Source organism: Terasakiella sediminum (genome assembly GCF_033100395.1).
In the GTDB taxonomy this organism is placed as follows: domain Bacteria; phylum Pseudomonadota; class Alphaproteobacteria; order Rhodospirillales; family Terasakiellaceae; genus Terasakiella.
In genome coordinates this window covers 80,548-103,655 of record NZ_JAWLVJ010000003.1, presented here as the reverse complement: position 1 = coordinate 103,655, position 23,108 = coordinate 80,548, and the positions used below count along the sequence as shown (strand labels likewise).

23 protein-coding genes are annotated in these 23,108 nt (G+C 48.8%); 11 read left to right on the top strand and 12 right to left on the bottom strand.

All coding sequences use genetic code 11. From position 1 onward, the window contains the following. The first annotated feature begins 17 nt into the window (after nt 1-17). Nucleotides 18-485 carry a hypothetical protein gene (locus tag RYZ26_RS03040; protein WP_317681671.1) on the top strand — a complete coding sequence of 156 codons (468 nt, stop codon included), beginning with the start codon at nt 18-20 and terminating at the stop codon, nt 483-485. On the opposite strand, the gene RYZ26_RS03035 is transcribed toward RYZ26_RS03040, so the two are convergent. Further along, entirely contained in the window at nt 472-1,377 is a 906-nt protein-coding gene (locus tag RYZ26_RS03035; RefSeq protein ID WP_317681670.1) for a DUF3179 domain-containing protein, read from the bottom strand. The two genes, RYZ26_RS03040 and RYZ26_RS03035, sit on opposite strands and share 14 nt — an antisense overlap. 150 nt (nt 1,378-1,527) lie before the next feature. Between RYZ26_RS03035 and RYZ26_RS03030 the strand changes: the two genes are divergently transcribed. From RYZ26_RS03030 to RYZ26_RS03015, 4 genes are all read left to right on the top strand, one after another. Further along, nucleotides 1,528-4,197 (top strand): DUF2339 domain-containing protein, encoded by a 2,670-nt coding sequence (locus RYZ26_RS03030; RefSeq protein WP_317681669.1) that lies wholly within the window; start codon nt 1,528-1,530, stop codon nt 4,195-4,197. 88 nt (nt 4,198-4,285) lie between these two features. Beyond that, the gene (locus tag RYZ26_RS03025) at nt 4,286-5,404 is read left to right on the top strand and encodes an NAD(P)/FAD-dependent oxidoreductase (RefSeq protein WP_317681668.1); all 1,119 of its coding nucleotides are present in this window, start codon (nt 4,286-4,288) and stop codon (nt 5,402-5,404) included. A 9-nt stretch (nt 5,405-5,413) separates the two neighbouring features. Beyond that, complete coding sequence (locus RYZ26_RS03020; protein ID WP_317681667.1) at nt 5,414-6,484, top strand: hypothetical protein; 1,071 nt, start codon at nt 5,414-5,416, stop codon at nt 6,482-6,484. A gap of 105 nt (nt 6,485-6,589) precedes the next feature. Further along, nucleotides 6,590-8,227: an acyl-CoA synthetase gene (locus tag RYZ26_RS03015; protein WP_317681666.1), complete on the top strand. Its 1,638-nt coding sequence runs from the start codon at nt 6,590-6,592 to the stop codon at nt 8,225-8,227. Here RYZ26_RS03015 and RYZ26_RS03010 read toward each other — a convergent pair. The 3 genes from RYZ26_RS03010 to cobD all read right to left on the bottom strand — a co-directional run bounded on the left by RYZ26_RS03010 (nt 8,224) and on the right by cobD (nt 9,831). Further along, a complete protein-coding gene (locus RYZ26_RS03010; protein WP_317681665.1) occupies nt 8,224-8,466 on the bottom strand; it encodes a hypothetical protein in 243 nt (80 codons plus the stop codon). The two genes, RYZ26_RS03015 and RYZ26_RS03010, sit on opposite strands and share 4 nt — an antisense overlap. A gap of 88 nt (nt 8,467-8,554) precedes the next feature. Beyond that, the gene (locus RYZ26_RS03005) at nt 8,555-8,758 is read right to left on the bottom strand and encodes a hypothetical protein (protein WP_317681664.1); all 204 of its coding nucleotides are present in this window, start codon (nt 8,756-8,758) and stop codon (nt 8,555-8,557) included. 71 nt (nt 8,759-8,829) lie between these two features. Continuing rightward, complete coding sequence (gene cobD / locus RYZ26_RS03000) at nt 8,830-9,831, bottom strand: threonine-phosphate decarboxylase CobD (RefSeq protein WP_317681663.1); 1,002 nt, start codon at nt 9,829-9,831, stop codon at nt 8,830-8,832. A gap of 292 nt (nt 9,832-10,123) precedes the next feature. Between cobD and RYZ26_RS02995 the strand changes: the two genes are divergently transcribed. Then, nucleotides 10,124-11,173, top strand: coding sequence for a Leu/Phe/Val dehydrogenase (locus RYZ26_RS02995; protein WP_317681662.1), 1,050 nt, complete (start codon nt 10,124-10,126; stop codon nt 11,171-11,173). Nucleotides 11,174-11,233: 60 nt separating this feature from the next. Here the strand turns inward: RYZ26_RS02995 and RYZ26_RS02990 are convergent, their stop codons facing one another. Next, entirely contained in the window at nt 11,234-11,701 is a 468-nt protein-coding gene (locus tag RYZ26_RS02990; RefSeq protein WP_317681661.1) for a nuclear transport factor 2 family protein, read from the bottom strand. A gap of 124 nt (nt 11,702-11,825) precedes the next feature. Here RYZ26_RS02990 and RYZ26_RS02985 point away from each other — a divergent pair, with 124 nt between their 5' ends. Further along, nucleotides 11,826-12,794 (top strand): GlxA family transcriptional regulator, encoded by a 969-nt coding sequence (locus tag RYZ26_RS02985; RefSeq protein WP_317681660.1) that lies wholly within the window; start codon nt 11,826-11,828, stop codon nt 12,792-12,794. Between the two features lie 107 nt (nt 12,795-12,901). Then, nucleotides 12,902-13,225, top strand: a complete 324-nt coding sequence (locus RYZ26_RS02980; RefSeq protein ID WP_317681659.1) for a PilZ domain-containing protein — start codon at nt 12,902-12,904, stop codon at nt 13,223-13,225. On the opposite strand, the gene RYZ26_RS02975 is transcribed toward RYZ26_RS02980, so the two are convergent. Beyond that, on the bottom strand, nt 13,226-13,660 hold the full coding sequence (locus RYZ26_RS02975; RefSeq protein ID WP_317681658.1) for an Lrp/AsnC family transcriptional regulator: 435 nt from the start codon (nt 13,658-13,660) through the stop codon (nt 13,226-13,228). A gap of 94 nt (nt 13,661-13,754) precedes the next feature. On the opposite strand from RYZ26_RS02975, the gene RYZ26_RS02970 reads away from it, so the two are divergent. After that, nucleotides 13,755-14,717, top strand: a complete 963-nt coding sequence (locus RYZ26_RS02970) for a nucleoside recognition protein (RefSeq protein WP_317681657.1) — start codon at nt 13,755-13,757, stop codon at nt 14,715-14,717. 42 nt (nt 14,718-14,759) lie between these two features. Beyond that, a complete protein-coding gene (locus tag RYZ26_RS02965) occupies nt 14,760-15,875 on the top strand; it encodes a THUMP domain-containing class I SAM-dependent RNA methyltransferase (protein WP_317681656.1) in 1,116 nt (371 codons plus the stop codon). Here RYZ26_RS02965 and RYZ26_RS02960 read toward each other — a convergent pair. Beyond that, nucleotides 15,872-16,291 carry a DUF1489 family protein gene (locus RYZ26_RS02960; protein ID WP_317681655.1) on the bottom strand — a complete coding sequence of 140 codons (420 nt, stop codon included), beginning with the start codon at nt 16,289-16,291 and terminating at the stop codon, nt 15,872-15,874. The genes RYZ26_RS02965 and RYZ26_RS02960 overlap by 4 nt on opposite strands. 144 nt (nt 16,292-16,435) lie before the next feature. Between RYZ26_RS02960 and RYZ26_RS02955 the strand changes: the two genes are divergently transcribed. Then, on the top strand, nt 16,436-17,941 hold the full coding sequence (locus tag RYZ26_RS02955; protein WP_317681653.1) for a DUF2779 domain-containing protein: 1,506 nt from the start codon (nt 16,436-16,438) through the stop codon (nt 17,939-17,941). Here the strand turns inward: RYZ26_RS02955 and RYZ26_RS02950 are convergent. From RYZ26_RS02950 to RYZ26_RS02930, 5 genes are all read right to left on the bottom strand, one after another. Next, nucleotides 17,874-19,061, bottom strand: coding sequence for an aminotransferase class V-fold PLP-dependent enzyme (locus tag RYZ26_RS02950; protein WP_317681652.1), 1,188 nt, complete (start codon nt 19,059-19,061; stop codon nt 17,874-17,876). The genes RYZ26_RS02955 and RYZ26_RS02950 overlap by 68 nt on opposite strands. After that, the gene (locus tag RYZ26_RS02945; RefSeq protein WP_317681651.1) at nt 19,062-19,967 is read right to left on the bottom strand and encodes a LysR family transcriptional regulator; all 906 of its coding nucleotides are present in this window, start codon (nt 19,965-19,967) and stop codon (nt 19,062-19,064) included. 15 nt (nt 19,968-19,982) lie between these two features. Then, nucleotides 19,983-20,942, bottom strand: a complete 960-nt coding sequence (egtD, locus tag RYZ26_RS02940; protein WP_317681650.1) for an L-histidine N(alpha)-methyltransferase — start codon at nt 20,940-20,942, stop codon at nt 19,983-19,985. Further along, entirely contained in the window at nt 20,939-22,204 is a 1,266-nt protein-coding gene (gene egtB, locus RYZ26_RS02935; protein WP_317681648.1) for an ergothioneine biosynthesis protein EgtB, read from the bottom strand. Before egtB ends, egtD begins: the two co-directional genes overlap by 4 nt. Nucleotides 22,205-22,399: 195 nt before the next feature. Beyond that, on the bottom strand, nt 22,400-23,077 hold the full coding sequence (locus RYZ26_RS02930) for a DUF445 domain-containing protein (RefSeq protein WP_317681647.1): 678 nt from the start codon (nt 23,075-23,077) through the stop codon (nt 22,400-22,402). Nucleotides 23,078-23,108 lie beyond the last annotated feature (31 nt).

Sequence of the window (23,108 nt, the reverse complement as noted above, 5' to 3'; positions counted from 1 at the left end):
AACCGGGACGTTCCATCATGAAAAAAGCCTTTCTCTTCACCATTGTCTTTATCGCCCTTTTTGCTTCGGTTTCTTCCGTCATTATTTATATGAGCGAAGAAGTAAATAAAGAAGAAGGCTTCCTCTATAGCGCCATTGGCTGCATCAGCGTCTACAAGAAACTGGACCGTCAGGACAAGGCCGAAGTCGTCCTAAATTTGGTCCATAGCTTCAGTGAAAAACAGAATATCGACGAAATCAAGCCCGGCTACCTTACCCGCTTTATCAAGCTGGTAGAAAAGAAATGGGAAAAAGAAAATGACGTTGCGAAGAAGAACTGCGACGGCATTTATGCCATGGCCGAAAAAGAAGAAAAGCCCGCACAATATAATGCCGTCGCTATGAGCGTTGTTGACTATCTAGCTCAACTGCACGCCAAGAAAAAAGAAACTGCAACCGAGCGCGCGCATCGCGTCCTTGAAGAACAGAAACTCAATCAACAATAATCTGTTTATCCGGATGGAAAGCATGATAGGCAAAGGCAAAAGTCACATGGTGGGCGATGTCTTTGCCTTTTTTCTGCACAATGATATTGCCGACATCATCGCCCTGAAACACGGTTTCACCATCAAGGGCTGAAGCCAGACCTGCCTGCCATTCAATCACCATCCCATCGGTTTCAATCACCACTTTGGATTTGATCAATTCAACCGACCAGGCCTTGTCCCCGATCACCAAAACAGGGGCCATCGGCGCAATCCCTTTGGGCATATCCCCACCATAAAGAAACGGACGTGCAGATTTCGCGTAACCCACATAAGGATTGCGGCCATAATCGCGTGCACTTTCCTGATTTGGGATCAACACTTCGCCATTTGGATGACGTTCCTTAAACAAGGACCAGCTTTCCAGACGCGACGGAATAATGGGCAAAAGCGTACCCTGTAATTCCCCAACGATAGCTTCCCCCATAAATTGCTGCCACCAGGTCTCAGTCTGACGATCATACATGATCAAATCAGAATTCCTGAGTTTTCCTGTTGTCCCAAAATCCAACACCCGCCCATCCGGGAGACGACGATCAAAAACAAGGGCAGCGTTACATAGGGGGCAATAGGTCACCGCGACCGGAACGCCTGCGATTTCATCATTCACAATTTCATGCCACATCAGGATACGCAAAGGGTACGCACGGGCCACGCCATCAACTTCGACAGAGACCACCCCTTCTTTTGCCTGTAAATCCTTGATTTCATCTACTTGTAGAAAATGCGGCTCATCAATCGCCGGGATGCCATCCTTGGGCGGGCCGCCGGATAAAACGTCTTTAAATTCAACAGATGACTTGGAAAAATCGGTGTTTGGCCATTCATATTTCCAAAAATTGGGATCTGCCATTGCGCTGTGGGCAAAAGCTATCAATATTATCAGAGCTAACCGGATCATTCGAGACACCATCATTTTAAAACAGTGCCTTAATGATAATGATTACAATGGTAAACGCTAAATCACTTATGCGTTACCCAACCATATATTCAAGGATCAGCCATGGATGCGTCTGTATTTCTCATTGCCTGCATCATTTTAGCAATTCCGGTCATTCTCCTGGGTGCGGTGATCAAGATATACAATCTCGGCAAACGCATTGAAAAACTTGAAGCTGCGCTTCTTTCAACTGAACAGCCCTTACATCAAAAAACAAAGGAAATGGCAGCACAGACACCTCCTGTCATAAAAGAAAAGACTGAAACACCCACAACAAAAAAACCGACACCCACCATTCCGCAAATTAAGCCCCAGCCAAAGCAAAAGCAAAACACTCTCCCACCAAAAGAAACCATTGAAAGCCAGCTTGGTTCAAAGTGGCTGGTATGGGTCGGCGGGCTCGCACTAATATTCGGTGGAGTTTTTCTGGTCAATTATTCCATTGAAAATGGCCTCCTTGGCCCTTGGGGGCGCATCACATCCGGTCTTGTATTTGGCCTTATTATGCTGGGTGCAGGTGAATGGTTTCGCCGCCAACCAACCGATTCAAAATATACCAGTGCCTGGCCGCATATTCCCCTCGCGCTCACAAGTGCCGCCATTATCACATTGTTTGGTGCTGTCTATGCGGGGTACGCACTTTATAACCTGTTTCCCCCTGCAATTGCCTTTGGCCTTTTGGCAGTTGTGTCCATCGCAACTGTTATAATCGCCGTTCTGCACGGTCCGTTGTTGGGGCTATTGGGGGTGATCGGTGCCTACAGCGTACCGATGCTGATCAGTAGCTCTGACCCTTCCATCATCATCCTTTTCAGTTACCTCTTCCTTTTCTGTACAGCCAGTCTTGCCCTCTTTCGTTATATGAAATGGAAAAATATGGCCTGGGCTAATTTAATTGGGTCACTAAGCTGGGCAGCCATTGGGATGACGGGTTTTGCGTTATCAGATGGCAATAGCCTGGCTATTGGTCTCTATCTGCTCGCGACACTTTGTCTCTTTATCCTTTACGCATGGGATTGCACGGAAACAAAAAATGACGGATCACTCACTGATCAAATCCGCCAGAAATTACTCCACCCACCCTATCAGGTCAGTTTAATTGCAACCATCGCCATCAGTTTTTTAATGGTCATCTTTACCATTGACGCTGCGCACTCCGCCATCAGTCTATTCTTTGTGTGTTGCCTTGCCATTGGCCTACTGGTAATAGCCCGATTAAATGGCAATTTAATCGATTTTATCTTTATTAGCCTGATTGTTATCCTGACCACACTGTTATCCTGGGATTTTTCAAACGAAATTCTTGTCAAAACACCGCGTTTTCTGGGCACAGATATTCCATTTGGATTTAACCCAGAAATCATCATTCCTGATGGCTACGAACTTTTCCTCACCCTTGGTCTGGCGGCATCCTTGATCCATCTTGTTGTCGGGGCTTTTTTCACCTGCACCCATACCAATGCTGGGCGCTGGGCGCTTTTAAGTGTGCTGTCCCCCTTATTGATCTTTATCTTGTCTTACTGGAAGATCAACGGATTACAAACCATTCCGACCTGGAGCTTTATCGCACTGGGTATCGGACTTGTTTTCACCCTGCTTGCGCATCACGTCTCCCGCCAAGCAAAAACCGATATCCAGAAACACGCGCTGGCCGCTTACATCGTCGGCGGTTTTGCCGCAGTAGCGCTTGCCTTTGGTGCCGGGCTTGAAAGCCATTGGCTCGCCATATCCCTTTCCTTACTGTTGCCAGCGATGGCCTGGGTAAACAGCAAAATCCCGCTTGATGCACTTAAGTGGTTTGCCTATCCCATGATCATATTCGTCCTTGGGCAATTACTGTTGGAAGGTCATCTTTGGGCCTTCATGTCTGACAATTACAAGGCAGTGGACTGGTACCTTTATGGATACGGCCTGCCTGCTTTGTCCCTGGCACTGGCATCTTACATTTATGGGAAAGAACGCCCAAGCCACCTGATATCCCTACTGGAGGCCGGGGCCCTTTCATGCTGGATCACCACCTTGTCCTTGATGGTCCATGATTTTGCCGATATCGCCCTGAACCAACCTGGTTACAGCTTTGCAGAACAAAGCATGCAGTCCGTCATCTGGCTGATGAACAGTCTTGGCATTTTCTGGCTGAATAAACGCTATCCATCACGCATTCGAAATTTCGCATGGCGCCTCTTGCTGCTGATCTCAGCCTGCCAGGTTATTCTCTCTCAGGTCCTGCTGCATAATCCTTGGTTCATGGTCCCTAGCCCGATTGGCAACTGGCCGTTTTTCAACTGGCTTTTTGTCGCCTATGTTATCCCTGCGGTTTTCGCTTTCATCTTCGCTCGCATTTTCAAGGAAAAGGATCAGCAAAAATATGCCCGCTTTGCTGGCGTGGCGTCATTTGCATTGCTGTTCATCTATGTTTCAATGGAAATTCATCATTGGTTTGCCGGGCCGAACCTTCAATCCGTCACAATAAGTGAAACAGAACTTTATATCTATTCGCTGGTCTGGTTATTGTGCGCAGGAGGCTTAATGGCCCTTGCCATCCGTTATCAACAAGCCGATATGCAAAAAGGGGCAATGGCGGTACTGGTCCTCACCGTCTTTAAAGTCTTCATTTATGACATGGCACATCTCGAAGGATTGTTACGTGCAATTTCTTTTCTGGGACTGGGGGGAATCTTGATTGGGGTTGGGTATATCTATCAGCGTTATATCGTCAAACCGACCAGCTAAAACGAAACAACAAAAATATCTTTAGCTTTGCCACCGTCTTCTCCTATAGTCTGAAACAAAATGAACATAAACTGGAAAAATACTGAATATGAGTGAACGCGTTGATGCAATCGTTATTGGTGCCGGGGTTGTCGGACTGGCCGTTGCCCGGTCTCTTTCCATGTCAGGCAAAGAAGTCATTATTGTTGAGGCAGATAAGGCCATTGGAATGGGGACCAGTTCACGCAATAGTGAAGTCATCCATGCGGGCATCTATTATCCAAAAGACAGCCTGAAAGCCAAACTCTGTGTTTCTGGCAAGGAAATGCTTTATGACTTTTGCGACAGCCACGGGGTGCCTTATAACAAGATGGGCAAATTGATTGTCGCAACGTCCACAGACCAATTGGATGCGTTGAAAGCCTTAAAACAAAAGGCTGCGGACAATGGCGTGAATGATCTTGTCTGGCTTTCAAAAGAAGAAGCACTGCAGCGCGAACCCAACCTGAATTGCGAAGCCGCACTCTTATCGCCTTCTACCGGGATTATCGACACCCACGCCTTTATGCTCGCCCTGCAGGGGGACGCAGAAGAACATGGCGCCATGTTGGCCCTGAACAGCCCCGCCCTGTCCGGTAGCGTCACCGACGATGGCATCGCACTGGAAATCGGCGGGGAAATGCCCATGTCTATTACAGCCGACATTGTGATCAATGCCGCCGGATTAAGCGCGATCAAGCTTGCGCGTTTGATTGATGGACTGGATGCAAAACACATCCCTGATGATTATTTCTGTAAAGGCAATTACTTCAGCCTGGGATGCAAAGCACCCTTTTCTCACCTGATCTATCCCGTGCCGGAAAAAGCAGGCCTTGGTGTGCATCTGACCCTGGATATGGGCGGACAGGCCCGCTTTGGTCCGGATGTAGAATGGCTGGATGACGGTAATGACATTGATTACGAGGTTGATCCCAAACGCGGTGATATCTTCTATGATGCCATCCGCACCTATTGGCCGGATTTGAAAGATGGTGACCTGCATGCAGATTATTCCGGCGTGCGTCCGAAAATTCAGGCCCCCGGTGAAGAAGCGCGTGATTTTCTTATTCAGGGGCCATCGGTCCATGGTATTTTAGGATTTATAAACTTGTTTGGCATAGAATCACCCGGATTGACCTCTAGCCTCGCCATAGCACAAGAAGTCATGGATGAATTGAAACTGAAATAGTGTCTCGTGATGATGAAAAGAAAACTCGTTGGATTTTGTAGCGCCCTTATTCTCGGTTTAACACTGGCAGCCCCCAGTGCGGATGCGCAATTGCGCTCCCAAGGCAAGGTGCTGGAATTTGGCGAGGATGATGACGGCAACACGCTGTTTCAGGGTCCAACAGTTGATCATGCCCAGGAAATGCGACGCCTGATCCAGAATATCGCGAAATATGGCCGCAAGTTTAAACGCGACTTTGTTGTTCTTGTGCGCGATGCCAAAGGCTTGATGACGCAGGTTGTCGATGTTGACCTTCTGCTTTCTGCCCCCAGTTCCACCTACCTGCAGGCCATTGATGGTTTGATTGAACCGGACCTGTCTTTTGGTAAAGAAGAATTCGGCGAAGCCACATCTGAAAAAGACCAGAAAGATGCGATGGATCAGTTAAAAGTCGCCAATGATGTGGGCCTGAAAGTTTTCACCATTGATTATGCCAGCAAACCCAAGGACGTGGATAAAGCCATCCGCTTTGCCCAGAAAAACAAGTTTGTGCCCTATGTGGCACCGGGGCGCGGTTTCCAGAATAACAAACTGCCCAACTGGCCACGCCGTCCGGTCAATGAAAATTCCCACACGATTTCCAACGTAGGACTGGTCAAAAACTATCTGCTGATCGAAGAATCTTCGCGCATGGGTTCGGCGGCTGAATATGCCATGAAGATCCACAACACAAACTATGATCTGGTCGCAACCCCTGTATTTCACCATCGCTCCCAAACTTTGGGGCGTGATAATGTGCGCAAGATGCAGTTTAAAAAACTGGGTTCACGCCGCCCGGTTCTGGCGATTATGAACATCGGTACAGCAGACGTCGGAGCCTTTTACTGGAAAGACAGCTGGCGTCAGGGAAACCCTTCCTTTGTGCTGGAACTTGCACCTTTCAGTTCGGACCATCACCTGGTGCAATACTGGCATCCAAGCTGGCATCAACTTATGTATGGCAACACCATGTCTTACCTATATGGCATCATTAAAGAAGGCTATGACGGCGTGGTATTGGATGGGGTTAATGTCTATGAAATATTCGCAAACCCTGAATAAACCAGAACGCTCTACGTACTATTTTACGATCCCTACGCATTAATTGCGATTGTCATTTTGTTCTGTCTCCCTACAATATTTTGAAACTTTGGGAGGTTTAAACACATGCTGACGCAATATGACACTTATCAGGATGTCTACGATAAATTTGAATGGACGGTGCCGGAACGATTCAACATGGGAGTCTCGGTCTGTGATGTACATGCCGATGCCACCCCGGATAAAGAAGCCCTGATCGTTGAACAGGCCGATGGCCGGATAGATCGTTACAGCTTTAATGAGATCAGACGCTTTACCAATAAGTTGGCGAACCTTTTTACCGATAAAGGTGTCGATCATGGGGACCGGGTTGCCGTGCTGCTGACGCAGTCGCTAGAAACCGCCGCCACCCATGTGGCCAGCTGGAAAGCGGGTTTTATCTCCATTCCCCTTTTCACCCTGTTTCGCGAAGAAGCCCTGGAATTTCGCCTGCAAAACAGCGGCGCGCGTGTGCTTGTCACCGATCTTGAAAATTACGAAAAGATCAAACCACTGCGCGACAAACTCCCTGCCCTTGAATTTGTCTATCTGGTGGATGGATCGGCCGACGGTGCCCTTGATCTTTATGACGACCTGAAAGGTTGCACAGATGAGTTCACACCCGTTGAGACGAACGCTGAAGACCCAGCGTTAATCATCTATACATCTGGGACCACAGGGAACCCAAAGGGGGCCCTTCATGCCCATCGCACCATCATCGGGCATATCCCCTGTGTGCAGATGGCCCATGAATTTGCTCCACAGGAAAACGACTTGTTCTGGACCCCTGCGGAATGGGCCTGGATTGGCGGGTTGATGAATATCCTGATGGGAGCCTGGTATCTGGGCATTCCGGTGCTGGCTTATCGCGCCCGCAAATTTGATCCGGAAGCTGCCTTAAAGCTGATGGAACGCCATGGCGTCAGAAACATCTTTATGCCGCCCACCGCCCTTAAAATCATGCGTCAGGTCGATGATATCGCCGGGCGATTTGACCTAAAACTGCGCACCGTCACTGTTGCAGGTGAGCCGATGGGCCAGGAACTGTTGGACTGGGGGCAAAAAGCCTTTGGCCTGACGCTGAATGAATATTACGGCCAGACGGAATGTAATATCGTTGTCTCCAACTGCGCAGCCCTTATGCCCGTAAAGCCCGGTTCCATGGGTCGCCCCGTGCCCGGCCATGACGTGCGTATCATCGATGAAAATGCGAACGAAGTGCCGCGCGGTGAAGTTGGCGACATCGCCGTTTATAAAGGTGACCCGGTACAGTTGCTGGAATACTGGGATAATCCGACAGCAACCGAAAAGAAATACCGCAACGGCTGGCTGATTATGGGTGATCAGGGCTATATGGATGAAGATGGATATATCTTCTTTGTGGGGCGTGATGACGACCTAATTACTTCAGCCGGATATCGCATCGGCCCGTCAGAGATTGAAGACTGTCTGACCAAACACGAAGCCGTCGCTTTATGTGCCGTCATCGGTGTGCCCGACCCCATACGTACAGAAGCCATCAAAGCCTTTATCACCCTTCGTGACGGTCATGATGGCACTGAAGCTCTGGAAACGGAACTTAGGAATTTTGTGAAAGACAAATTGTCGCCCCACGAATATCCCCGCCATATCGAATTTGTTGATCACCTGCCTTTGACCGCAACGGGTAAAATCCGTCGCAAGGACTTGCGTGATCAGGAAATTGCAAAAATGGAACGTGCTTAATATCTGCGGTTTGAAACCTTCAGGGAAGTAACAACGAAGCCTTTGTCCGCCGGATAGCGATCCGTCACCATGGTCAGGGCTTCGGCTTCCGTAACGGCTACGATATTCTGGTAATGGACGTCTGCCCATTCATCCCCAAAATCAAGATGACTGTTGTTTTCTTTCACGCAGTTGCGCACCTCTTTATTATAGATGCCGACTTCAAATGTTTTTTGATTTCCGGTTGCGACAGCAAACATACCTTTTCTCCTTCATCGATATGGACTAAGGATCAATGGTAATACCAGTTTATTAAGAATTGATTATCACTGCCTAAAAATCAGGCAATCAGCCCGGCGTAATACCTTTAATGATAAAGCCTTTGTGCTTTGGGTATTTTTGCAGGATACGACGACGTGCGTCCATTTCATCGCGGGCATTGACTTCTATATAGTGGGTTTCTGCCCAATCATCGCTATACTGCGCACGTTCACCCGCTTGCATGGCTTGTTTCACAAGCTCGTTATAAATTGCTACTTCAAATAGAGCCATTTTTTAATTTTCCTCAAGAAACTATCTCGGGAGATAGTACTTTATTTCCAGTTCCCCGAATGTGACGCGGATCACACCTTAAAAGACTTTAGCACTGTTTCAAGACGTTCCCACGCCTTTTCTTCCCCTGGCAGACCAAAACGCAGGAATTCCGGCTGATCCACAAAAGGGCGCACCAAAATACCATTAATTGCCAAATACGCATATAATTCTTGCGCATTAGAGATTGAACAGTATCTAAAAAGATTTGTTCCTCCACAAACCTTTAATCCAGCAACCTGCAATACCTTATCCAACCTCGCAGTCTGTGCAGCCAGATCAAGGCGCGTCTGGTCAATCCAGGCGGTATCGCGAAACGCACGTTGCCCGATCTCCAAAGCCGGACCATTGACAGCCCAGGGACCAATACCGTCTTTCAGACGCTGCCCAAGTACACCACCGACCAGCACAAAGCCCAGACGCAGCCCCGCCAGCCCAAAAAACTTTCCAAATGATCGCAAGACCAACAGTCCGTCCATCCCGCTTGATGCCGAAACATCAATCTCTGGCGTGCAATCCACAAAGGCTGCATCCACGATCAACAGGCCACCTTTGGCATGTTGTCTTTTAGCAAGCTGGATCAGCTCATCCGGACTATAAATCTCCCCTGTCGGATTGTTCGGGCTGACCACAATAATAATGTCACCGTCTTTTTCTGCGGTTTGAAGATCAGGAACACCTTCAACCTCGTGGCCAGCCAGGTCCCAGCAATAGGCATGCTCTTTATATGTGGGTTCCAGAATGCGCACCTTCTTTGGCCGTTCAAACACATGCGGCAGAATTTGCAGCAAGGTCTGGGTGCCAGACACCGGGATCACCAGCGAAGGATCAGCCACATTATAATAAGAAGCAGCTGCAATTTTTAACTCTTCCAGCAAATCCTGATCGGGCAAACGGCCCCACAAGTCTGTTTTCAAGGGTGGGATCGGGTATGGATTCGGGTTGATGCCCGTCGATAAATCGACCCATCCGTCGACTGGGGTGCCGAATTTCTCTGCTGCATCTGCTAAATTACCGCCGTGGAAGACCGCCAAAGCCAAAACTCCGTGAAATATTATTACTCAACCGTCCCATCTTTGCGCAATGGGTAACACGTCCAAAAAACGGGCTCAAGCATCACCTGCGCAAAAACGTAATTAAATTACAAATGAAACTGTTTTTAGGTGGCAATAAATCCCCCCAAACCTCTTTCCTGTAATTTTTAGAACGTTTATTGCATTGCAAAAAATTACCTTAAAAACAACAACTTAAGCCATTTTTTCTCTTGAAATTATATTACAAATTCACAGATAAAAGAAAGACAAGTCCAAACAACAGGAGAGGATCATGTCCGTATTTGAAGCAGCCGATTTTGACAATCACGAAAACGTCGTGTTCGGCTTTGACGAAGAAACCGGCTTAAAATGCATCATCGGTATTCACAACACCAACCGTGGACCAGCGCTCGGCGGGTCACGTTTCTGGAACTATGCAACAGAACAAGAAGCCATTACCGATGTGCTGCGACTTTCAAAAGGCATGACGTATAAGGCTGCAATCACCGGGCTGGATCTGGGTGGCGGCAAGTCCGTAATCATTGGCGATCCGAAGAAAATCAAAACGCCTGATCTGATGCGTGCCTTCGGCCGTGTGATTGAACGTTTGAATGGCGCTTACATCACCGCAGAAGACGTCGGCACCACCGTGCAGGACATGGACTATATCCGTGAAAGCACCGCCCACGTACGGGGTAAATCCACAGGTACAGGCAACCCGTCTCCTGTCACAGCCTACGGAACCTTCATGGGCCTGAAAGCTGCGGTGAAGCACAAGCTGAAAACGGATGATTTGACCGACCTGCGCGTCATGGTTCAGGGTGTCGGCAACGTGGGTTACTACCTCTGTAAGGACCTGCATGAAGCAGGTGCCAAGCTGGTGGTGACAGACATCAACGCCGATGCCATCAAGCGTGTGGTCGATGAATTCGGCGCAACCGCTGTGGGTCTGGATGACGTTTACGGCCAGGACGTGGATATCTACGCCCCTTGCGCGTTGGGTGCGACCATCAACGATCAGACACTGGATCAGTTGAAAGTCAGCATCGTTGCAGGGGCTGCCAACAACCAACTGGCAAAAGACCACCACGGTCAGGCGATTAAAGACAAAGGCATCCTCTACGCCCCTGATTACGTCATCAATGCTGGTGGCCTGATCAACGTCTTTAGCGAAACCGATGACTACGACCCTGCTGTCGTCAAGGCACAGGTCGAAAAAATCTACGACACCTTGTTAGAAATCTTTGCGCGTGCCGATGCCGAAAACAAACCAACCTCCATCGTCGCCGACATCATGGCAGAAGAACGATTTCAAAAGCCCGTAACACTGGCTGCTGAATAAGGTTGGTCTGAGCAAAAAGAAACCGCCGTTTCCTGATATGGGAGACGGCGGTTTTGTATTTTATAGGCCAAGTTCACTCAGTCCCGGGTGATCATCCGGTCGGCGGCCCTGTGGCCAATGGAATTTGCGTTCGCTCTCTTTAATCGGCAGGTCATTGATGCTGGCGTAGCGTTCCATCATCAGGCCATCTTCATTAAAGACCCAGTTTTCATTGCCGTAAGATCGATACCAGTTGCCACTATCGTCATGCCATTCATAGGCATAACGCACAGAAATGCGATTATCCTTGAAGGCAAATAGCTCCTTGATCAGGCGATATTCAAGTTCCTTATCCCATTTGCCTTTCAGAAAATCCGCCGCTTCTGCACGGTTGGTGACAAAATGGGCACGGTTGCGCCATTTGGTATCTTCAGAATAAGCGAGTGCCACTTTTTCAGGGTTACGACCATTCCAGCCATCTTCGGCCAGGCGAACTTTTTCCGCGGCGGTTTCTTCAGTAAATGGAGGAAGCGGGTAGCGTTTTTCCATAGTCTTATCCTTTTGTTGATCAATCGTGCCAACATCTTAAGCCTCACTTGAACATGTCTCAATAATACGTTAACGTTTTTTTAGGACAAATCACCTTATTCATCAGCCAAGGGTCAGAGAAATCTTGAAACAGGAAAGCAGACACATCGTCATTGCCGTCCCACCAAAGGCACAGCCACTTGATGTTTCAGGTCCTCTTGCCGCTTTTCGTGAGGCCTACAGGCAATCTGACAAAAAGATACGCTACGAGGTTTCATTATTGTCCATTGATGGGTCCGATTTCATTGAAATTGAAGGCATGACAGTCAAAGCAGATTTGACACTGGAAACGCTAGACAGACCCATTGATACATTTCTCATTGCAGGCACCCATGCCTACCAACAGGCCTTTGAACATTCAACGTTTACAGATTGGCTGAAAGAAAACACACCGAACATTCGACGTTATGGTTCCGTTTGCACGGGTGCGTTCTTCCTCGGGGAGGCTGGCCTGCTGGATGGGCGCAAAGCAACCACCCACTGGCAACAGGCCGACGAACTTAAAGAGCGCTATCCCAAAGCAGACATCGACCGGGACGCCATTTTCATTCAGGACGGGGCGCTCTGCACGTCTGCCGGAATTACGGCCGGAATTGACCTTGCCCTGAAACTTATTGAAGATGACTATGGGCGAGACCTAGCCCTTAAAATCGCAAGGCGGCTGGTCGTATTTTTAAGACGCCCCGGTGGGCAATCCCAATATAGCGTTCATCTTCAGGCGCAAGTTGCCAATGAAGGACCTATTCAAACTGCACAGCAATGGATTTTAGACAATCTGGAAAGTGATCTCTGCCTACCCGTTTTGGCCAAAAAATCCGCCATGAGCGTGCGTAATTTCAGCCGCACCTTTAAAAAGGAAACCGGACACACACCGTCGGAATTTATCGAACAGGCCCGCATTGATGCGGCCAAAAGATTGCTGGAAGACGGCGACATGGCCCTGCAGCGCATCGCCTCTCACTGTGGGTTCACCAATGTCGATATGATGCGCCGTACCTTTATCAGACGCATCGGCATTAAACCCACAGATTATCGAAATCGCTTTCAGAGCTAGCCGATCAGTTCAATAACCCCGCACCCATTGCAGCGTCTGGTTTATTTTTATCGCCCGTAACCCTTTATTAAGTTATAATCAATAGGATAAGGTTGGGAGGAAGCAATATGTTCAAACCAGTCAATATGGACAAACGATCCAGTCGGCGCCATGAAATCAATGTGGTTGCCAACCTGATCAGTGAAGGCAAAAGCCATTCGGCCACGGTGCTGGATATCTCGACTGGTGGGGCAAAAATCGTTTTGAAGAACAGCACATTGCTGCAGTCAAGTGATGTTCAAATTGACCTGCCCTTTCTGAATGAACTGGACGCCTATGTCATCTGGGCCCATGGTGAAAAATGCGGCCTGAAATTCAATGATGACCAAGATCGTCTAAGTGAATTCCTCTATAATCTCGCTGTCTACGGCACCGCACATTCTTCTGAATGATCACTCTTTTATCACCCGCATGACAAAGTTGGTGCGAAAACGCAGCACATTGTCATCGTGGTTCAAGACCCGGTCACAAAACGCCTGATATTCTTCCATATCCTTCAGGCTGATATTCAAAATCACATCACTTTCCCCAGAAATACTGAAAGCTTTGGTCACGGCAATTTCGTGTTTGACCCGTTCCTGAAAGGCACTGTAGGCCTGATGACCGTGCCGGGCCAAATCAATTTCAACAATGGCGTGCAAGTTTCTGCCAAGCGTTTTTTCGTCAATCACGGCAACCGTTTTCTTGATGATGCCCTGCTGCTTAAGCTTCTGAACCCGGCGCAAACAGCTGCTTGGGGCCAGGTTAACACGTTCTGCCAATGCTGCATTTGTCAGGCTGGCATCCTGCTGCAGGATCGTGAGTATATTTTGATCAATCTTATCCATGCAATATTATTGCACATTTAAGCAATATTTGACCACAACTTCGTTTGGAATTGTTTTAGGGTTTGCGCAGGTTCAAAAGAAAGAAGTGCAAAACATGAATGCAATCATCCATTGGCTGAAAAAGCCCGTCACCGACAGCGTTAAACTTTATTGGGAACTTTTGAAAGTCATGGTCCCGATTATGATCGTGGTGCGCCTGGGTGTTGAATTTGGAATGATTGAACATGTGGCCCGTCTCTTTACCCCCTTTATGGACCTTGTTGGCCTGCCTGCTGAAGCAGGGATCATCTGGACAACGGCCATGCTGGTGAACATCTATGCCGGGATGGTGACCCTGATTGCGCTGCTGCCCGAAGCGCCAATGAGTGTCGCACAAATAACGGTTTTGGGATCCATGATCCTGATTGCCCACAGCCTGCCCATCGAACAACGCATCGTGCAAAAAGCCGGGCCCAGCTTTATCGCCACAACCTTGTTGCGTGTCGTCGGTGCATTGGTTTACGGCGCCATCCTGAACGCGATTTATCAGGCCTTTAATTTCTTACAGGATAACGCTACCATTTCATGGTTACCCCAAACCGAAGTAGATGCGGGTTGGGCGCAATGGTCTATCGATAGTGCCATTCAGTTGTTTTCCATCTTCTGGATCATTCTAGTGCTGGTCGTCCTGCTGAAAATTCTGGAAATCCTGAAGGTGACGGATTTTATTTCCAAACTTCTGTCGCCTGTTTTGGGGCTGATGGGAATTTCTGAAAAAGCCATCCCTGTGACCATGATCGGTGTGATGCTCGGACTGGGATATGGCGGGGCACTTATTATCCGCGAAGCCAAAGAAGGCAATATGTCAGGCCGGGATATTTTCCTGTCGCTCAGCTTCATGTCGCTGTTCCACAGCATGATCGAAGATACGCTTTTGATCTTTGCTTTAGGCGCTGATTTAACAGGTATTCTGATCGGGCGGTTTATCTTCTCCTTCATCGTGGTGATCCTGCTGAGCCAGTTAATCACACGGATGCCGGAACAGACCTTTAATCGGCTGCTGTTTCGCAAGACATAGAAATCTATCGACCCGCCTGCGCATTCCCTGTAGTAATGCGCCATGAACAGAGAAACAGAATTAGAAATCTTCCTCGTCTGCGCGCCCGGCTTTGAACAACTGGTGCGCGCAGAAGCGATTGAAAAAGGGTTCAAAAAACCCAAGTGCGACCATGGTGGCGTCACCATCCTTGGCGGCTGGTCTGTTGCCTGGCGGGCAAACCTGGAAATGCGCGGCGTCAGCAAAGTACTGGTGCGTCTCGCAAGTTTCAAAGTCACGCATCTGTCACAACTGGACAAACGCGCGCGCGAAATGGGCTGGAATACACTATTGCGCCGTGACGTTCCTGTCCGGGTGGAAGCTTCTTGTAAAAAATCCAAAATCTATCATCAGAAGGCCGCCGCAGAACGCATCGCACTCGCCATCACCGATGATGTGGGCTGTAAAATCTCTGATGAGGCCGAGGTCACAATCAAAGCCCGTATCTTTGAAAACCGCTGTACCCTCAGTATCGATACATCTGGCGAAGGCCTACATAAGCGCGGATCAAAAGAGGCCTTGAACAAAGCCCCCATGCGCGAAACGCTTGCTGCCCTGATCCTGCGCGATTGTGGTTATGACGGCAAAGAGCCTGTGCTTGACCCCATGTGCGGGTCTGGCACCTTCGTTCTGGAAGCAGCCGAGATCGCATCAAAGAAAAAAGCCGGGCGCAACCGATCCTTTGCCTTTGAAAAATTCATCAATTTTGATGAAGACCTCTGGTCACGGATGAAAGCCAAAGATGTCAGCATCACCCCTGATGTCCAGTTCTACGGTTTTGACCGGGACAAAGGGGCGATTGAACGGTCAGGCGCCAATGCAAAACGTGCAGGTGTTGAAGGCTGTTGTACTTTCACCAACCAGACCCTCAGCAATCTGAAAGCCCCGGAAGGTGAGAAAGGGCTGGTCGTGGTCAATCCCCCTTATGGAATCCGCATCGGGGACATGAAGAAGCTGGCGACACTCTATCAAAGCCTTGGTCATGTTTTGAAGGCAGAGTTCTCAGGTTGGCATGTCGGACTGGTGACAAATTCAGATCGTCTGGCAAACCGGACAGGCCTTCCCTTCACCAACGACGTAACACATTTTTCCCATGGCGGGATCAAGGTACAGCTTTATAAAACGGATGTGCTTCCTTAAAGCAGCCCCAAATCACGAAGTTCCGCTTGCATATCATCAGGCAGGTCATCGCCTGCGGCTGATCGATCACCGAGATCAGGCGGGACGTCTTTGGGTTCAAAATAGCGCCAGCCCTGAAAGGCTTTTTGCGCTTTCAATTCTGTACGGACCAGACCGGGCTTCAGAATGATCAGGCAATATTTGCGCCCTTCATCATCCATTTCTTCTTCAAAACCGATGATTTCCTGACGCACACGAAACTGCCCCTTGATCACCCAATAAAGCGAGCCACCATCCAGCAGATCATCTTTGCGTTTTGGAGTATTGCGGGTGTAGGTGAAGATGGTGCCGTAATCCTTCAGCTTTTGCGCCTGAATGGTTTCCAGCTCTTCAATATCTTCGATACGGGCAGCGAGTTTTCTTAAATGTACGGTCATGGTCTCAGCATGTTTTTTTGATCCATCACATGGCTTTATCCCATTTCCCGCGAAAAATGAAATCATTTCTGAACACACGCTTTAATTACCCCCTATCCTCTTAATCTGGCTTCTGTATACTCGGTTTGGAAAGGGATGTGTTTTATGGATAGATCACGCAATTACCTGACGAAAAGCCGCTATATCAACAGTATGGGATGCCAGACATTCCATTGGCTTGCCGTCCATGATCCCCTGCCCTATTTTGAGCCTGAACCCGGATCGATCCAAGCCATCGGGACTGCGATTGGCGAACATGCCTGTAAACTGTTTCCGGGTGGAGTTCTGGTAGAAGAGGCGGCCTTTGAACATCAAAAAGCACTAGAGACCACACAAAAACTGATGGCGGATGAAACCGTACCTGCCATCTTCGAAGCCTGTCTGGAATATAAAAACATCCGCATCTGGGTTGATATTCTGGAACGTCTACCCAACAACCAATGGGGCCTGCGCGAAGTTAAATCCAGCACCAGCGTGAAAGAATACCACACCCATGACGTGGCCCTGCAGCTGCACGTGCTTGAAGGTTGTGGCCTGACAGTAGCCTCGGCTGAACTGATTCATATCAATAGACATTACATCCGTGGCGCGGGCGAGATTGAATGGGATCAGCTTTTTGTTCGTCAAGAACTGATGGGGTTCCTGCCTCCCGTCGAAGATAATATTCAAGCCGCCTTTGATGTGCTTCATCAGGAAGACGCCCCTGCCCCGATTTATACATCAGAGTGCAAGAAATGTGATTTCTACGACACCTGTTGTGGGGATAAGCCCGAAGATTGGATTTTACACCTGCCGCGATTGACATCCAAAAAATTTCAGCAGCTTACCGATTTGGGGATTGAAAGTGCTCGTGACATCCCTACTGACTTTTCCCTAACGGCCAATCAGGCAACGGTGCGCAAGGTCTGGCAAACCGACAAACCCTTTATCTCAGACAACCTGCCCAAGGCCTTAAAACAGTTCCAGCGCCCGGCCTATTATCTGGATTTTGAAACCTTTGCACCAGCTTTGCCACTTTATGAAGGATCACGTCCCTTCCAGAACATGCCGTTTCAATGGTCGCTGCATCATATGGATGAAGACGATACCTTGACCCATTGGGAATTTCTGGCAGATGGGGATGAAAATCCGGCTTATAGCTTCACCAAAACATTGGTTGATCGACTTGCCTTTACTGATGGGCCGATCATTGTTTATTCCAGTTACGAGCGCCAAATTTTAAATGGCGTGAAAGAGAATTTCCCGGAATTTGCCGAAGAAATTGATAACCTGATCAGCCGCCTGCAAGACCTGTTGCTGATTGCACGCGGCTATACCTATTTCAAGGAATATAAAGGTTCTTTCTCCATCAAAGCCGTCGGCCCGACGCTTGCGCCAACCGTTCGCTATGACGCGCTTGATCATGTAAATGACGGATTGGGTGCAGCCTATGCTTTTGAAACCATCGCCGCTGGTTTATTGATCGACGAAGAAGTTCAAACTCTCAGACAGGCGCTGATCGATTACTGCACGCTGGATACCCTTGCCATGGTCGAGGTGCATTCTAGCCTTTTGCAGCTATCATCTGATGCAAAGCCTGAACAAGGCGATCTGTTTCCGCCTCAAGATTGAAATAATGAACGGATGCGCGGATGAGGTTGGGCAGTTGCTCAGCCTCAGCATTTATCGGGGTGCTGACGCGATACGAGGTACTAAGGTTGATGCCTTGTTCTCGCATGTGGCTGACGACTTCTTCCGCCTCAAAACCTTCTATGTAAAAGGTCACGATGCCGCACATATTATCGAGATGACCATGCAGGGTGAGCTGGTCGATCTCTGACAATTTACTGCGCAAATCAGATGCCAGCTGCTGAACACGCGCCTGAATATTTTCCAGCCCCAAATCCAGCGCATAGTCAATCGCCACCTTGAAACCAACCAGCGCCGCATAGTTGTTTTCCCAGTTTTCAAATCGTTTGGCCGTGGGCACCAGCTTATATTTATCCGGCCCCTCAAGTTCGGCAGAACGCAGGTCAATGATGGGTGGAAGAAGTTTTTTAATAACCGAAGATCGCACATATAAAAACCCCATACCACGCGGACCACGCAGGTATTTCCGGCTGGTGGCGCTGAGCATATCACAGTGGATTTCTTCCACATCCAGCGGCATTTGCCCGGCGGACTGGCAGGCATCGACCAGATAGAGAATATTATTCTTTCTTGCGATCTTCCCGACCTCTTTCACCGGGTTAACCTGCCCGCTGTTAGAGGGTACATGGGTAAGGGAGATCAATTTCACCCGATCATCAATCATCCCTTCCAGCGCTATGAGATCAAGCTCACCTGTTTCAACTTGCGGGATCACATCAATACTGATGCCCTTTTGATCACGCAGATGGAGGAAAGCCAGATAGTTTGATCCATATTCCGCTTCCCCACAAAGAATACGATCACCAGCTTGAAAATCGATCCCATAAAAAGCCATGGACCAGGCGACCGTTGCATTTTCAACAATCGCAACTTCATCGGCAGAACAGTTCAGCAGCCTTGCGATGGAATGATAGGTCGCATCAATTTTGCTTCGATAGCGATCGGTTGCTTCATATCCACCGATCTCTGCTTCCAGCTTGAGATAGCTCAGCTGCGCATCCAGCACACAGGTGGGCATGATCGATCCACCCGCATTGTTGAAATGGATCATGCCTTCTTTTATCTGCATCTCCTGACGGATGCGCGTTACATCAAGGCTCATCTAAAATTCCACAAGCAGTTCATGTTTTCGTTTATGGATACGTTCCGCCAGAAAATCCACAAACAGACGCACCCGTGCTGTTTTGCGCAAATCACGATGCAGCAACAGCCAGATATTGCGCTGATCCACCACGGGCTTTTGAAAAGGTGCACGCACAAGCCCAGATACACGATCCCCCATAAAACAGGGGATTTGCGTCAAACCCACACCAGCTGTTGCCAATGTAATCTGCGGTACACCTTCATGAATGCGATGGCGCAGCTTGGCTTTGGGATAAGCACTTTCCTTGATCCATGGAGCTGTGGTATCGCCTTCCGGTTCCATCCAGCCGATCCAGTGCAGCCCTTCGCCACCGTTATCCTGCATCTGCTCTGCATAATCCGGTGAACAATAAGCCGCCTTGGAATATCCTGACAGCTTACGCCCCACCACATCATCATGAACTTCACTGACCACGCGCAAAGACACATCGGCTTCGCGTCTCGCCAGATCAACGATGGTGTTGGTCACTTCGATATGCAGGTCGATGTCTTTGTAAAGGCTGGAAAAATCGGCCAGTTCTTCTGCCAGAAATGACATGGCCATAAAGGGCGGCATACTGAAATAGATCGGCCCCTTGGGGTCAAGGTCACGACCGATGACGGTTCTGGAAGCCGCATTAATCTCTTCCTCCACCCGCTGAGCATGAGGCAGCAGTTCTTCCCCGGTCTGGGTCAGGACAAGGCCGGACTGGGTGCGATCAAACAGACGCGCCCCCATATTTTCTTCCAGCATATTCAGCCTGCGAGATAGCGTGGCATGGTTGGCATTGATGCTTTCCGCCCCACCACGCAACGTCCCCACACGGGCAACGGCAAGGAAGTATTTCAGGTCATCCCAGTCAAAGGGTTTGGCGATACTTGGCATGGTTGGATGGTAAACCTAAACACCTGCTTTTAAAAGCATGACGGCGAAATAGTCATTTTCATCCGTTTCATAACGCACCATGTTCCAGCCGTTATCAGACGTCAGCTGTTCCAGTTCAGACCGTCTGAATTTGCGGGAATTTTCCGTATGGATGGATTGGCCTTTCGACAGCCTGAATCCCTGACCAGCAACTTCAAAGCTTTGGTCTTCCTGACTTTCCAGATGCATCTCAATTCGGCTTTTCTCATCATTCCAGATCGCACGATGTCTGAACTTTGCCACATCAATGGTGCCGTCCAGTTCCCGGTTGATGCGGGTCAGCAGGTTCAGGTTAAAGTCCGCCGTCACCCCTTGCGCATCATCATAGGCCGGGATTAACACATCAGGTGATTTACTCAAATCCGCCCCCAAGATGAAATAGGCGTCATCACCCAGATAATCGCGCGCACGTTTCAGAAAGGTATTGATATCATCATTGGACAAGTTCCCGATGGTGGAACCGGGGAAGAAACCGACCCGCTGTGTATCACTACCCAAATCCGTCGTCAGAATGCCTGAGATAAAATCACCCGCCAATGGCCGCACGTTCAGTTCAGGATAATCCAGTGCCAAGTCATTTAAGGACTGTTCCAGGTGATCAAAGGAAATATCAATCGCCACATATTCCGCCGGATCGACAAAAGCGTTTAAGAAAATCCGTGCCTTCATCGCCCCGCCTGCGCCATATTCCACCAGCGACGCATTGGGTCCAATGATATCGCAGAAGATCGGGGCAATTTCATGAAACAACGCAAGCTCAGTGCGGGTCACATAATATTCCGGCAAATCGGTGATGGCTTCAAAGATTTTTGATCCGCGATCATCATACAGCCAGTGCGGCGGGATATATCGGTTTTCTTTTGAAAGCCCCATGATCACATCGTTCAGGAAAGCTTGCGGGTAACTGTTTACCTGTTGGGTATTGAAATAGTTCATAGGTCCTCCGCCAGACGCAATCCAGTGAACTGCCAGCGCTTATCAGGGTGAAAGAAATTGCGATAGGTCGCACGCATATGGCCCGGTGGCGTCACGCAAGATCCCCCGCGCAGCACATACTGCCCGCACATGAATTTGCCGTTATATTCGCCAATGGCACCATGGGCTGGCTTGAATCCGGGATAAGGCGTAAAGGGACTTTGCGTCCATTCCCACACATCGCCATACATCTGCACCAGACCATCCCCATGGGCTGGCGCGGGGCGCAAACGGTCTGAGGCCAGCATATTACCATTGATGATTTGGCCTTTACTTGCCAGTTCCCATTCATATTCTGTCGGCAAGCGCTTGTTTTTAAAGCGGGCATAAGCGTCAGCCTCGAAATAACAAATGTGGGTGACGGGGGCGTCCAGATCAACAGGTTGCAGACCGCGCAGGGTCATGGACCACCAAGTATCCTCAATCTTTTCCCAATAAAGCGGTGCCTGCCAGCCTTCAGCCTGCACCCGATCCCAGCCATCGGATAACCAGATCGTCGGGGTCTGATAACCGCCCTGGTCAATAAAGTCGATCCATTCCCGGTTGCTGACGCAACGGGTGGCAAGCTTGAACGGCGCCACATGGAAGTGATGTTTCGGCCCTTCTGCATCAAAGGCAAAGCCATCGCCATCATGTCCAAACTCATGAAGGCCACCATCAAATTCCATCCAGTTTAACGGGGATGGATCAGCCTTTTTCACTTCTAGAGGGATGGCAGGTCTGAATTCCGGCTTTAAGGGGTTCTGGGCAAACAGATGCAGGATATCGGTCAGCAGCAGTTCCTGATGCTGCTGTTCATGGTTCAGACCCAGTTCCAGCAGATTTAATGCATCTTCAGACACATCCCCTGCCAGAAAAGAAGTCATGGCCTCATCAACATATTGGCGATAACTCAGGACTTCATCCAATGTGGGGCGGGTCAGCATGCCACGTTTGGGCCGGGGCTGTCGGTCACCAAGGGCGTTGTAATAGGAATTAAACAAGAAAGGGTATCGATCATTGAAAATCTGATACCCTTTTGCAAATTCACGCAAAATCAATGTTTCGAAAAACCAGGTCGTATGGGCCAAATGCCATTTGGCCGGACTGGCGTCTTCCATGGACTGAACAGTTGCATCTGCATCACTGAGATGTTCGCTCAGGCTTAAAGTCATCTTGCGGACATCATCATAGCGTTCTGATAACTGATCCGGTTGTGACTTGTGATCACGTTTCGTGTTCATGAAACCCCTGTTTTTTAGCACCCTTTTTTGCGGGCTCAAATTAAATCTAGGAAGCTCTATTCCAACTTCCAAGGTCTAAATGTAGGTGTCACATTTATTTAATTAAACAGGTCAAAACGAAACGTGATGGTTCAAAATTGAACCGCTAAATTTGTGATTTTATAACTCTTAAAACTCCAACATCCGTGGTTACGTTCAGATAAGCCCGACAATCAGACCAATCAAGCCGCCAAAGACACCACCCCAGACCACAAGCCAACCCAGGTGTTTGCGGATCATATCCTGCACGATCTCTTTGACATTTTCCGGGGTCAATTCGTCTAGACGACGATCAATAATTTCTTCGATTTTGCTGATCAGCCCGCTGGTAATATCCTGCCCGATGCCATCGCCCACATTACCATCTGCCAGTTCAGAAATAATGCCTTCCAGTTTGCGGGTCACCGGTTCACGAAGGGGTTCCAGGGCCTTTTTGCCGCCAACCATCGCCAGCATGCCACCCAGGCTTGATTCTTCAATCGCATCACTTAAGCCATTAAAGACCCGATCAAAGTCCACCTTTTCCACGATATTGCCGCCCATGCCTTTTTTGTTGGCTTCAAAGAACCTTTCAATATGTTCATGGGAGAAAAATTCTTCGATGATCAAGTGCTTGATCCCAGCCTTGAAGTCTTCAAAACGATTGGGAATGACGCCGGACCCATAAAGAAACGGGATTTTTTCAAACAGCATATGGATCGCCAGCCAGTTGGTGATACTGCCGGAAAGCGCAAATAAGCCCGTCATCATAATGATCTCACTATATTGGGTGCTGATCAGACCGATCAGGGTGATTAACAGTGCAATCAGATTTGTTAATGCGGATTTATTCATCTCTTCCCTCAAAGATTTGCGAAACTATGCT

What these genes read in the sequence shown, in the direction of transcription:
- RYZ26_RS02955 (WP_317681653.1), top strand. Translation starts at nt 16,436, where the DNA reads ATGGATAGATCACGCAATTACCTGACGAAAAGCCGCTATATCAACAGT.
- RYZ26_RS02930 (WP_317681647.1), bottom strand. Translation starts at nt 23,077, where the DNA reads ATGAATAAATCCGCATTAACAAATCTGATTGCACTGTTAATCACCCTG.
- RYZ26_RS02950 (WP_317681652.1), bottom strand. Translation starts at nt 19,061, where the DNA reads ATGAGCCTTGATGTAACGCGCATCCGTCAGGAGATGCAGATAAAAGAA.
- egtB (WP_317681648.1), bottom strand. Translation starts at nt 22,204, where the DNA reads ATGAACACGAAACGTGATCACAAGTCACAACCGGATCAGTTATCAGAA.
- RYZ26_RS02945 (WP_317681651.1), bottom strand. Translation starts at nt 19,967, where the DNA reads ATGCCAAGTATCGCCAAACCCTTTGACTGGGATGACCTGAAATACTTC.
- RYZ26_RS03035 (WP_317681670.1), bottom strand. Translation starts at nt 1,377, where the DNA reads ATGGCAGATCCCAATTTTTGGAAATATGAATGGCCAAACACCGATTTT.
- RYZ26_RS02990 (WP_317681661.1), bottom strand. Translation starts at nt 11,701, where the DNA reads ATGGAAAAACGCTACCCGCTTCCTCCATTTACTGAAGAAACCGCCGCG.
- RYZ26_RS02980 (WP_317681659.1), top strand. Translation starts at nt 12,902, where the DNA reads ATGTTCAAACCAGTCAATATGGACAAACGATCCAGTCGGCGCCATGAA.
- RYZ26_RS03015 (WP_317681666.1), top strand. Translation starts at nt 6,590, where the DNA reads ATGCTGACGCAATATGACACTTATCAGGATGTCTACGATAAATTTGAA.
- RYZ26_RS02970 (WP_317681657.1), top strand. Translation starts at nt 13,755, where the DNA reads ATGAATGCAATCATCCATTGGCTGAAAAAGCCCGTCACCGACAGCGTT.
- egtD (WP_317681650.1), bottom strand. Translation starts at nt 20,942, where the DNA reads ATGAACTATTTCAATACCCAACAGGTAAACAGTTACCCGCAAGCTTTC.
- RYZ26_RS03005 (WP_317681664.1), bottom strand. Translation starts at nt 8,758, where the DNA reads ATGGCTCTATTTGAAGTAGCAATTTATAACGAGCTTGTGAAACAAGCC.
- RYZ26_RS03010 (WP_317681665.1), bottom strand. Translation starts at nt 8,466, where the DNA reads ATGTTTGCTGTCGCAACCGGAAATCAAAAAACATTTGAAGTCGGCATC.
- RYZ26_RS03025 (WP_317681668.1), top strand. Translation starts at nt 4,286, where the DNA reads ATGAGTGAACGCGTTGATGCAATCGTTATTGGTGCCGGGGTTGTCGGA.
- RYZ26_RS03030 (WP_317681669.1), top strand. Translation starts at nt 1,528, where the DNA reads ATGGATGCGTCTGTATTTCTCATTGCCTGCATCATTTTAGCAATTCCG.
- RYZ26_RS03040 (WP_317681671.1), top strand. Translation starts at nt 18, where the DNA reads ATGAAAAAAGCCTTTCTCTTCACCATTGTCTTTATCGCCCTTTTTGCT.
- RYZ26_RS02975 (WP_317681658.1), bottom strand. Translation starts at nt 13,660, where the DNA reads ATGGATAAGATTGATCAAAATATACTCACGATCCTGCAGCAGGATGCC.
- RYZ26_RS02960 (WP_317681655.1), bottom strand. Translation starts at nt 16,291, where the DNA reads ATGACCGTACATTTAAGAAAACTCGCTGCCCGTATCGAAGATATTGAA.
- RYZ26_RS02995 (WP_317681662.1), top strand. Translation starts at nt 10,124, where the DNA reads ATGTCCGTATTTGAAGCAGCCGATTTTGACAATCACGAAAACGTCGTG.
- RYZ26_RS02965 (WP_317681656.1), top strand. Translation starts at nt 14,760, where the DNA reads ATGAACAGAGAAACAGAATTAGAAATCTTCCTCGTCTGCGCGCCCGGC.
- RYZ26_RS03020 (WP_317681667.1), top strand. Translation starts at nt 5,414, where the DNA reads ATGATGAAAAGAAAACTCGTTGGATTTTGTAGCGCCCTTATTCTCGGT.